This window comes from Microbacterium sp. (assembly GCF_035554235.1).
GTDB lineage: Bacteria > Actinomycetota > Actinomycetes > Actinomycetales > Microbacteriaceae > Microbacterium.
The window spans coordinates 1-10564 of the sequence record NZ_DATMIO010000282.1 but is presented as its reverse complement, the minus strand read 5'-3'; the positions used below and the strand labels follow the sequence as shown (position 1 = coordinate 10564).

The following is a 10564-nucleotide window of genomic DNA, read 5'->3' as shown; positions in this document are numbered from 1 at the left end:
TGTCGAGCTTCTTGGTCGCGACGTGCAGCGACTTCTCGGCCGCGGACTTGTCGCCAGCGACGACGGCATCGCGCGTGCGACGGATCGCGGTCTTCAGCTCGCTCTTGACGGCCTTGTTGCGCTCGTGCGCCTTCTCGTTGGTCTTGTTGCGCTTGATCTGCGACTTGATGTTTGCCACGTGAGTGATCGGACTTTCGTTCGGTGAGCGATGGAGTTGCCGAGTTGCAGAAGAGGGCTGCCGCACGGCGGTCGTGAGGGCATAACCCACACGCAAGCCAATCACCGAGTCTATCAGGTCTGTTCGAGGGTCGTGAGCGCGACGTCGAGCAGCGCGTTGAAGACCCGCGGACGCATCACCGTGACGTGGTGGGTCGTGCGCGGCACCACGATCAGCTCGGCATGCTTGGCGACACGCACGAAGAGCTGCTCGTTGACGCGTAGCTGGTCGAACTGCCCGTTGACGAACCACAGCGGCACGTCGATGCGATGCAATGCCGCCAGCAGGTCGAGGACGGAGAGGCTCTGCAGCGCGATGTCCTGCGCGTCCAGCGCATAGCCGCCGGCCCCGAAGTCGGCGCGGGTCTCGTCGGGCAGGATGCGATCGAGCATGCGGTTCGTGAGCCACATCCCTCGGTCGGGGAGCGAGTCCACCCCACGTGCGAGGAGTCGATATGTGGACAGGCCCACACCCCGCGGGATGGCCGTGCATGACGCCGCGATGAGCCCCGCAATGGGCGGGGGGTCCTCGCGTCCCGCGTACTCAACGCAGATCAGGCCGCCCATGGAATGCCCGACGAGCAGCACGGGGCCGCAGGCCGCGGCATCCTGAACCGCCTCGTCGATCGTCGCGAAGGCACCGTCCAGCGTGAAGTCCTCGGCCATGCGGCTGCCGTGACCGGGCAGATCGACGGCGTTCGCCGGAATCCCGCGTTCGGCGAGGTGGGCGAGCTGCGCGCGCCACATCGTCGCCGACGTGCGGATTCCGTGGACGAACACCACCTGGACGGTCACTGCCCCAGGCTATGCCCGCCCACGGAATCGCTGAGCCGTACTTCGCTCGGCTGTCGTTCAGCTAGCGAACGACCCGAACCGCGACCTCGCCGCTGACCGAACCCACGACGTTGGTGGCATCTGCCGGCACGAACGTCGCGGTGTATGAGTGGATGCCGCGCGTCAGGGTGTTCGGGAGCCGCACGCTCGCCGAGCCCTTCACCACGGGAACCGTCGCTATCACCGTGGTGCCCTCACGAAACTCGACGGCGCCCGCGGGCGCCTTGCCGGTCTCGAGCGTCACCCATGCCACCAGGGTCGAGGGCAGAGCGCGGTTGACGTGCACGGGGAGCACCGCGATCAGATCGGTGTCGGATGCCGCGGCGCGAACGGTGATCGAAACGGGTGCCGACTCGGACGCCGCGACGAGGGCCGATCCGGTGTACCGGGCGATCACGTCGTGCGCACCGGCGGCCAAGGTCCCCGGCAGGGGAAGCGTGGCCGTTGCCACACCGCCGTTGAGCGGCGCCGTCGCCACGACGGCCCCGCCGACGAGGAACTGGACCGAACCGGTGGCCGCGACATCCGCCGTGACCGTCGCGGTGGCTGAGACCGTGCCCTTCGCGCCGTACACGACCTCGGTCTTCGCGAGGGCGAGCGTGGTCGATGATGCCTCGAGCCCGGCCTTCAGGCCGACCTTTACCGGGTCGTGATCGCTCGAGCGGAAGGCGTCGGGCGCGTAGAACAGCGTGCCGTGGTAGTTGTAGCGGCTGTACTCGAGGGCGAGCGACTCGGGGGAGTTGATCGTCCAGATGTCGGCGCCCGTGGCGCGGTCGGCCGCGGCGCCGCTGAGCAGCACGTGGTCGAGTGAACCCGACAGACCGCTGAACGAGTACGAGCTCTCGCCCAGCTCGAACGCGTGCTCGGCATCGACGAAGCCCGCGGCGTAGAGCACCTGCAGCGGGTCTTCCTGGCCATACGCGTTGAAGTCGCCCACGAGCAGCACCGAATCGGTGCCGGCGCCCGTCGGGTCGGTCGCGATCCAGTCCCGGAGGGCGGTGGCCTGTCGCACGCGCGACTCGTTGGACGCGCCCTGGCCATCGCCCGCGTCCGGGTCTCCCGGCCACGGGCCGGCGGAGCCCTTCGACTTGAAGTGATTGACCACGACGACGAAGTCTTCGCCACCATCGGCCGGAGAGAACGCCTGGCCGATCGGCTCCCGCGCGTTGCCGAACGCCTGATCGTCGGCACTCTGGTCGCCCAGGGCGGTCGAGGCCCCGAGGGGCGTGACGAGCGCCGGCTGATAGATGATCGCGTTCGTGATGACATCCCGGGTCAGCGGGTCGGGGAGGTTCGCGGGCGAGGGCACGAATGCCCAGCGCTCCTCCCCGGCGTCGGCGTTGAGCGCGGTCACGAGAGCGCCCAGCGCCTCATCGGTCGCTTCGCCGAGCGCCGCGGAGTTCTCGATCTCGAGGAGGCCGACCACGCTCGCGTCCAAGGCGTTGATCGCTTCGACGATCTTCACCTGCTGCCGCGCGAAGTCCTCGGCATCCCACGCCCCGCGCTGGGGGCAGTCCTTCTCGACCGTCACCCCGTCGCCGGCGCGGTCCGTGAAGGGATCGCACGTGGGCGAATCGGTGCCGAGGGTGGTGAAGTAGTTGAGCACGTTGAACGAGGCGACGCTGATGTCGCCGCCGACCGGCTCGGGAGCGCCGGTGCGCGTGTTCTCGAACGTCGCCGGGTAGCCCGCGGGATCGGCCGCGCTGAGCGGAGCCGTGGGCTGGAGCTTCCACGTGTTGTTGCGCCAGTCCACGATCAGCGGGTCGGTGAACGTCACGGCCGCCCCGACGCGCACGGGCGCAGTGGTCGAGATCCACGGCGGCGTCAGCGCCTGGTTCGCGGCGTTCAGGAAGTTCGTGGAGGCGCCGTCATCCAGCGCAACGGCACGCGCAGCGTTGTCGGCGGCGACCGCCGCGGCCTCTGGCGAGCCCGGCAGCGCGACATCCGTCGGCTGACGAAGCGGCGTCGTGCCGGCCGCGAGACCGACCTCCCCGTACTGGTTCGTCGAGAACGTGTTGGTGACGGTGAAGGGGCCGGCGGGCGAGATCAGCATCGACTCGAGCGCTTCGCGGCCCTCGTCGGTGGCCGGCCACGAGGTGGTCGCGGGGACGGGAGCGGTGAACGGATCGGCGAGGATCGCGCGGCCGGCGTCTGAGGCGACCGTGATCTGCGTCACCGCCCGCCGGTCGTTCGCGTTGTTGCGATACTCGCTCACCAGACCGGTCACCTCCACGTACGCACCGAGCGGGGTGGTTGTGGCGGTCGAAGGCGAGTAGACGAAGATCGCATCGGATGCCGTGTGCGAGGCGTCGAGCGATCCTCCGGTGCCCTCCGTCTGGATGACGTAGCCGCTGTATCCGCCCGTGGGGTAGCTCGCCGTCACGACGCCGCGGGTCATCACGGGCTCTCCGGCGAATTCGGACTCCGCTCCGGTGCCCTGGATGTCGGAGATCGAGTGGAACTCCGGCTCGGGATCCGGATCGGGATCCCCCGTGACCCGTGCCGTGGGTGTCGGGGCGCCGGCCGCGAAGTCGACGGCGTTGTTCGCGGTGTTCTCGTTCGCGGCGCTGCGGGCGATAGAGGTCGTGTTGCTCGTCGCGGGGGCGGGCCCGGTGCCGGCGAATTCGTTCGCCGTGCCGCCCCATCCCACGTAGTCGATGACCTGCGGGAGCGCGGTGTTCCCGGCAGCGCCGGTCAACGGCGTCACCGAGCTGACGAGCGCGACCTTGGCGCCCGAGCCGCTCATGGGGATCGAGCCGCTCACATCGGGAGCGATCTCGAGCGTTCCTCCCGCTCCCGCCGCCTCACCGATCAGCAGGTGCTGACCGGGCTGAAGGATCACATCGGTCGCGGGGGCGGAGGCGACGAGCGGGGTGACCTGCCACGACGTGCCGGTTGCCGACGCGTACTGCACGCTCCAGCCGGCCAGGTCGACGGGCGCCGCGCTCTTGTTGTACAGCTCGATGAAGTCCCGCTTCAGCGTCGCGCCCGAATTGCCGCCGCCGCCGTAGACCTCGCTGATCACGACCGGTGCACTGGGCGATACCGCCGCGGATGCCGCGACCGGCGCGGCAAGGGTGGCGGTCGCCAGACCGACCACGGTGGCGACCGCCACCGACCCGACGAGCTTCCTGCTTCTGTCCTCCGCCGGGCGGGGCATGGATGCATGGCGCACTTGTGCTGTCTCCTTCAGTGGTGCCCGGGCGCGGTCGTCCTGTCCGAGCGGCGATGTTCGGTTTTCCCCCGTGCGTCCCCCGATCGAGCATGCATGGCGCCCGTGAGGGTGGCAAGAGAGGATGCCGAACCGGGCGTGAACAGTGCATGAAGCCGTCCCGTTCCCCTCACGCACGTCACGCACGGGCCGGTCGCCGGCGCGCGCGGGCGGGCGGCGCTCCCGCCCCGTAGAATCGAGCGGACATGTCACCCCGCGCCCTGAAGCAGCTCGAGCCCGCCGCGACGCCCCCCGAGCAGATCCGCAACTTCTGCATCATCGCTCACATCGACCACGGCAAATCCACGCTCGCCGACCGGATGCTGCAGATCACCGGGGTGGTCTCCGATCGCGACATGCGCGCGCAGTACCTCGACCGGATGGACATCGAGCGCGAGCGCGGCATCACGATCAAGTCCCAGGCCGTGCGGATGCCCTGGTCGCTGACGGGCGCGGTGACCGGGTCGGCGCAGCCAGACGAGGTGTTCGCGCTCAACATGATCGACACCCCGGGTCACGTGGACTTCACCTACGAGGTCAGTCGTTCGCTGGCGGCGTGCGAAGGCGCAATCCTGCTGGTGGACGCCGCACAGGGGATCGAGGCGCAGACGCTCGCGAACCTCTACCTGGCGCTCGAGAACGACCTGCACATCATCCCGGTGCTGAACAAGATCGACCTGCCCGCCGCCGATCCCGAGAAGTACGCGAAAGAGCTTGCGAGCCTCATCGGCGGCAAGCCCGAGGACGTGCTCCGGGTCAGCGGCAAGACCGGGCTCGGCGTCGAGGAGCTGCTCGATCACGTCGTGCGGCAGATCCCGTCGCCGAAGGGCGACCCCGATGCGCCTACGCGGGCGATGATCTTCGACTCGGTGTACGACTCCTACCGCGGTGTGATCACGTACGTGCGCATGATCGACGGCAAGCTCAGCCCGCGCGAGCGGATCCAGATGATGTCCACACGTGCCGTGCACGAACTGCTGGAGATCGGGGTCTCATCGCCCGAGCCCACCCCGACGCGGGGGCTCGGCGTGGGGGAGGTCGGATACCTGATCACCGGCGTGAAGGATGTGCGCCAGTCGAAGGTGGGCGACACCGTCACGAACGCGGCGAAGCCCTCCAAGGAGGCACTGCCCGGATACACCGACCCCAAGCCGATGGTCTTCTCGGGCCTCTACCCGATCGATGGCAGCGACTACCCGGTGCTGCGTGAGGCGCTCGACAAGCTCAAGCTGTCGGATGCCTCCCTGAACTACGAGCCCGAGACCTCCGTCGCGCTGGGCTTCGGATTCCGGTGCGGCTTCCTCGGCCTTCTCCACCTCGAGATCGTCACCGAGCGCCTCGAGCGCGAGTTCGGGCTCGATCTCATCTCGACGGCGCCGTCCGTGACGTACGAGGTGACCACCGACGACCGGAAGACGTACACGGTCACCAATCCCAGCGAGTTCCCCTCCGGCACCAAGATCGCGAGCGTGACCGAGCCGATGGTCAAGGCCGCGATCCTCGCGCCGAAGGACTACGTGGGCACGATCATGGAGCTCTGCCAATCGCGCCGGGGAACGCTGCTGGGCATGGAGTACCTGGGCGAGGATCGCGTCGAGATCCGCTACACGATGCCGCTCGGCGAGATCGTCTTCGACTTCTTCGACAATCTGAAGTCGAAGACCGCCGGGTACGCGTCGCTCGACTACGAGCCGAGCGGCGACCAGGAGGCCGACCTGGTCAAGGTCGACATCCTGCTGCAGGGCGAGCCCGTCGATGCGTTCAGCGCCATCGTGCACCGCGACAAGGCCTACGCCTACGGTGTGCTGATGACCGAGCGCCTGAAGAAGCTCATCCCGCGCCAGCAGTTCGAGGTGCCGATCCAGGCGGCGATCGGTGCCAGGATCATCGCCCGCGAGTCGATCCGCGCGATGCGCAAGGACGTGCTCGCGAAGTGCTACGGCGGTGACATCACCCGCAAGCGCAAGCTGCTCGAGAAGCAGAAGGAAGGCAAGAAGCGCATGAAGATGGTCGGTCGCGTCGAGGTTCCGCAAGAAGCATTCATCGCCGCTCTGTCGGGTGATGTCGAGACCAAGGCAGCGAAGTAGGCTGGAACCCATGCGCCGCGGCACGTTCAGGGACGAGACCGTCGACTACGCCGCCGTCGGGGCGACTCAGGCACCGGATCTGATGCAGTATCCGCCCGAGCGGAGCATCCCCGCGGAGGAGTCCTGGCGCATCGGGAGCGGTGAGGCCCGATTCAAGACCGCGAGCGAGGCCCTGCTCTCGTGGACCGCGCAGAAGGCGGCGGGACTGTCCCTGAGCGATGTGCGCCCGGCATCCGGCCCCATGTACTCCGGTGTCAGCTTCGATGCGGAAGGCCACCCCGTCGCTCCGAGCCGTCTCGAGGCCGAGCAGCGCTTCGACTCCGACGGCACTCCCTTCGTCGGGCCCGGCACGACCGTGCACCTGCATGGCCGCGTGGGCGGGATGAAGATCGACGGCGAGCGGCGGGTCATCTTCGTGGTCGAAGAGGCGCGACGCGTCGGCTACGCCCTCGGCACGGTGGATGGAGCCGTCGTGAGCGGCGAGGAGTCGTTCATGCTCGATTGGCACGCGAACGACGAGGTGTGGTTCACGGTGAGGGCGTTCGACGCCCCGCGGGCGTTCCTCTACAAGGTCGTCCCTGCCATGACGCGCCGCCGTCGGCGCGAGCTCTTCACGCGCTACCTCCGGGCCATCTCGCCCCTCTATTCGACGCCCACGTGATGGCCGGCCCGCTTCCGCTCGGCGAGCCCGCTCCCGCCGATGGAAGCCTGCCCGCGGCGTCCTCGATCGACCCCGCCACGCCCTTCTCCGTGTACCTCCACGTGCCGTTCTGCCGCGTGCGCTGCGGGTACTGCGACTTCAACACGTACACGGCGGGTGAACTGAGGGGGTCCCGCCAGGACCAGTACGCCGACGTGCTGCTGGGCGAGGTGGCGCTGGCGCGCGGCGTGCTCGCCGCGGCAGGACCCCGGCGGGCGGCATCCACCGTCTTCTTCGGCGGGGGAACACCGACGCTGCTTCCCGCCGGTGACCTCGGGCGCATGCTCGCCGGCGTGCGCGACGCGTTCGGCCTCGACGACGACGCGGAGATCACGGTGGAGGCGAATCCCGACACGGTGACAGATGCCGTCACCGCCGAACTGGCCGCGGCCGGCGTGACCCGTCTCTCGATCGGCATGCAGTCATCCGTTCCGCACGTGCTGGCGGCCCTCGACCGCACCCACTCGCCGGCCAACGTCGCCTCGGCCGCCGCGGCCGCCCGCGCCGCCGGCCTCGACGTCAGCGTCGACCTCATCTACGGCGCCCCCGGCGAATCCCTCGCGGACTGGACCGCCTCGCTCGAGTCCGCGCTCGCGCTGGAGCCCGACCACATCTCGGCGTACGCGCTGATCATCGAGGACGGCACGAAGCTCGCCCGTCAGATCCGCCGCGGCGAGGTCCCCGCCCCGGACGACGACCTGCAGGCCGACATGTACGAGGCCGCCGACCGGATGCTGGGAGCCGCCGGGTTCGAGTGGTACGAAGTGAGCAACTGGGCACGCACGCCGGCTCAGCGCTCGCGCCACAACCTGGCCTACTGGCGCGGCGCCGATTGGTGGGGGTTCGGCCCCGGCGCGCACAGCCACGTCGCCGGGACCCGTTGGTGGAACGTCAAGCACCCGGCGGCGTACGCGCAGCGTCTCGCGGCGGGGGAGTCGCCCGCGGCGGGGCGCGAGCGCCTCGATGATGACACCCGGCTGCTCGAGCGGGTCCTTCTCGAATCACGCGTCCGCGACGGTCTCGCGATCGGCGTCCTGGGCGAGGCGGGCAGGCGCGCCGTCGCCGGGCTGGTGGCGGACGGGCTCGTCGACGGGCGCGAGGCGGTGCGCGGGCGTGTGGTGCTCACGTTGAGCGGGCGCCTGCTCGCGGATGCGGTGGTGCGGGCGCTGACGGAATGACATCGTCGCTCAGGCTCCTGCGGGGGACGATCGGATAGAATTGGCACTCAGGGCGGACGAGTGCCAGCGGGAGGAGCAGTCATGGTCACAGAACGCGGCCTTCAGGTGCTCCGCGCGATCGTGCAGGACTACGTGGACACCCACGAGCCCGTCGGCAGCAAGTCGATCGTCGAGCGGCACGCGTTCGGGGTGAGCGCCGCCACGATCCGCAACGATATGGCGCTGCTCGAGGACGAAGAGCTGATCACGGCGCCCCACACATCCTCCGGTCGCATTCCGACCGACAAGGGCTACCGCGTCTTCGTCGACCACCTCGCCGCATTGCGGCCCCTCACGCCGTCCCAGCGTGCCGCCATCACGAGCTTTCTCGGCGAACCCACGGATCTCGACGACGTGCTGGCCCGCACAGTGCGCGTGCTGACCCAGCTCACGGGCCAGGTCGCGATCGTGCAGTACCCCTCGTTCTCGCGGGCGAGCGTGACCCACATCGAGCTGGTGCAGCTCGCCCCCGCCCGCCTGCTCGTGATCCTGGTGACCGACACCGGCCGCGTCTCGCAGCGGATCGCGATCGTCGGCGGCGACCTCGACGAGTCCGACGTCGCCGTGCTGCGCGCCCGGCTGGCCGCCCTCATCACCGGCCGAGGCGTGCAGGAAGGCTCCGAGCGCATCGACGCCCTGCGGGCCCAGCCGATCGCCGAGCCGACTCGCCTCGACAATGCCCTCCTGACCGTGAGCCATGTCGTAGCCGAGGAGTTCGAGGAGTTCCGTCAGGACCGCCTCGTGATGGCCGGCGCCGCGACGCTCGCGAGGCGAGAGCAGGACTTCAGGGGCAGCATCCACCCCATCCTCGAGGCGATCGAGGAGCAGGTGACCCTCCTTCGCCTCATGAGCGAGATGGCCTCCGACGCGCACGGACTCGGGGCGAGTATCGGTCGCGAGAACGAGGCCTTCGGCATCCCGGAGGCGTCGATCGTGACGAGCGACTACGACGCGGGCGGGGGTACCGCCAGGATCGGCGTGATGGGACCCACCCGAATGGACTACCCCAGCAATCTGGCTGCTGCGCGGGCCGTCGCCCGCTACCTGAGCCGGCTGCTGGACGAAGACGAGACGCGCCGCTGAGGCGGCGGGTTCCACCGACGACGAGCGCGCGCGGCGCGCTCACAGGAAGGCGACAGTGGCTGACCACTACGAAGTGCTGGGGGTCGCTCGCGATGCGAGCACCGACGAGATCAAGAAGGCGTACCGACGCCTTGCGCGGGAGCTGCACCCCGACGTCAACCCGGGGGCCGATGCCTCGGAGCGCTTCAAGCTCGTAACGCACGCCTACGACGTGCTGAGCAACCCCGACGAGCGTCGGCGCTACGACATGGGCGGCGACCAGGGCTTCGGCGGCGCCGGCGCAGGGTTCGGCGGCTTCGGCGACATCTTCGAGACCTTCTTCGGCGCCGCCGGCGGCTCTCGCGGCGGACGCCCGCGTTCGCGCCGCGAGCGCGGCCAGGACGCGCTCGTCCGGGTGACGCTCCAGCTCGGCGACGTCGTCTTCGGCACCCACCGCGACCTCGAGGTCGACACGGCGGTGCTGTGCGAGACGTGCCACGGGTCGTGCTGCCAGGCCGGCACCCAGCCCGTGACGTGCGACATCTGCCAGGGGACCGGCCACGTGCAGCGCCAGATGCGAAGCCTCCTCGGCAACGTCGTCACGAACCAGCCGTGCGGCTCGTGCCAGGGATACGGCACCACGATTCCCTACCCCTGCGGCACATGCCAGGGCCAGGGTCGCGTCCGTTCGCGGCGCACCGTGTCGATCGACATTCCGGCCGGCGTCGAGACCGGGCTGCGTCTCCAGCTCCCCGGCTCGGGCGAGGTGGGACCGGCGGGCGGACCCAATGGCGACCTCTACATCGAGGTCACGGTCGCGCCGCACGAGATCTTCAGCCGTGACGGCGACGACATCCTCGCGACGCTCGAGGTCTCGATGCCCGACGCGATCCTGGGCACGATGACGACGATCGACTCCCTCGACGGACCCGTGGAGCTCGAGGTGCGCGCCGGCGTGCAGGCCGGCGACGTGCTCACGATCAAGGGCCGCGGCATCACCCCGCTCCGCGGGACCACGCGCGGTGACCTGCGCGTGGGGGTCCATGTCGTCACGCCGACCCGGCTCGACGCGAAGGAGCGGGCGCTCATCGAAGACTTCGCCAAGAAGTCGAAGCCGCCCACGCCCCACCTCGCCGAGTTCCAGCAGGGCCTGTTCGCCAAACTCCGCGACCGGTTCCGCGCGTAGGCCCCGTGAGCCTGCACTTCCTCCTCGACGCGGCATCCGCCGCTCAGCCGG

The 10564-nt window shown here is 69.5% G+C and carries 8 protein-coding genes; 5 read left to right on the top strand and 3 right to left on the bottom strand.

Going from position 1 to position 10564, the window contains the following annotated elements; all coding sequences use genetic code 11:
- From rpsT to VNT50_RS14315, 3 genes are all read right to left on the bottom strand, one after another.
- The coding region (gene rpsT / locus VNT50_RS14325; protein WP_325485781.1) for a 30S ribosomal protein S20 at positions 1–178 on the bottom strand (178 nt) is incomplete at its 3' end.
- Positions 179–291: 113 nt separating this feature from the next.
- Positions 292–1011, bottom strand: a complete 720-nt coding sequence (locus VNT50_RS14320) for an alpha/beta fold hydrolase (RefSeq protein ID WP_325485780.1) — start codon at positions 1009–1011, stop codon at positions 292–294.
- 61 nt (positions 1012–1072) lie between these two features.
- Positions 1073–4225, bottom strand: a complete 3153-nt coding sequence (locus VNT50_RS14315; protein ID WP_325485779.1) for an ExeM/NucH family extracellular endonuclease — start codon at positions 4223–4225, stop codon at positions 1073–1075.
- Positions 4226–4467: 242 nt separating this feature from the next.
- Between VNT50_RS14315 and lepA the strand changes: the two genes are divergently transcribed.
- From lepA to dnaJ, 5 genes are all read left to right on the top strand, one after another.
- A complete protein-coding gene (gene lepA, locus VNT50_RS14310; protein ID WP_325485778.1) occupies positions 4468–6348 on the top strand; it encodes a translation elongation factor 4 in 1881 nt (626 codons plus the stop codon).
- 10 nt (positions 6349–6358) lie between these two features.
- The gene (locus tag VNT50_RS14305) at positions 6359–7009 is read left to right on the top strand and encodes a DUF1990 domain-containing protein (protein WP_325485777.1); all 651 of its coding nucleotides are present in this window, start codon (positions 6359–6361) and stop codon (positions 7007–7009) included.
- Positions 7009–8226 carry a radical SAM family heme chaperone HemW gene (gene hemW, locus VNT50_RS14300; protein WP_325485776.1) on the top strand — a complete coding sequence of 406 codons (1218 nt, stop codon included), beginning with the start codon at positions 7009–7011 and terminating at the stop codon, positions 8224–8226. The genes VNT50_RS14305 and hemW overlap by 1 nt, the downstream gene beginning before the upstream one ends.
- Positions 8227–8307: 81 nt before the next feature.
- Positions 8308–9348, top strand: a complete 1041-nt coding sequence (hrcA, locus tag VNT50_RS14295) for a heat-inducible transcriptional repressor HrcA (RefSeq protein WP_325485775.1) — start codon at positions 8308–8310, stop codon at positions 9346–9348.
- A gap of 55 nt (positions 9349–9403) precedes the next feature.
- Positions 9404–10513: a molecular chaperone DnaJ gene (gene dnaJ, locus VNT50_RS14290; RefSeq protein WP_325485774.1), complete on the top strand. Its 1110-nt coding sequence runs from the start codon at positions 9404–9406 to the stop codon at positions 10511–10513.
- The last annotated feature ends 51 nt before the right edge of the window (positions 10514–10564 follow it).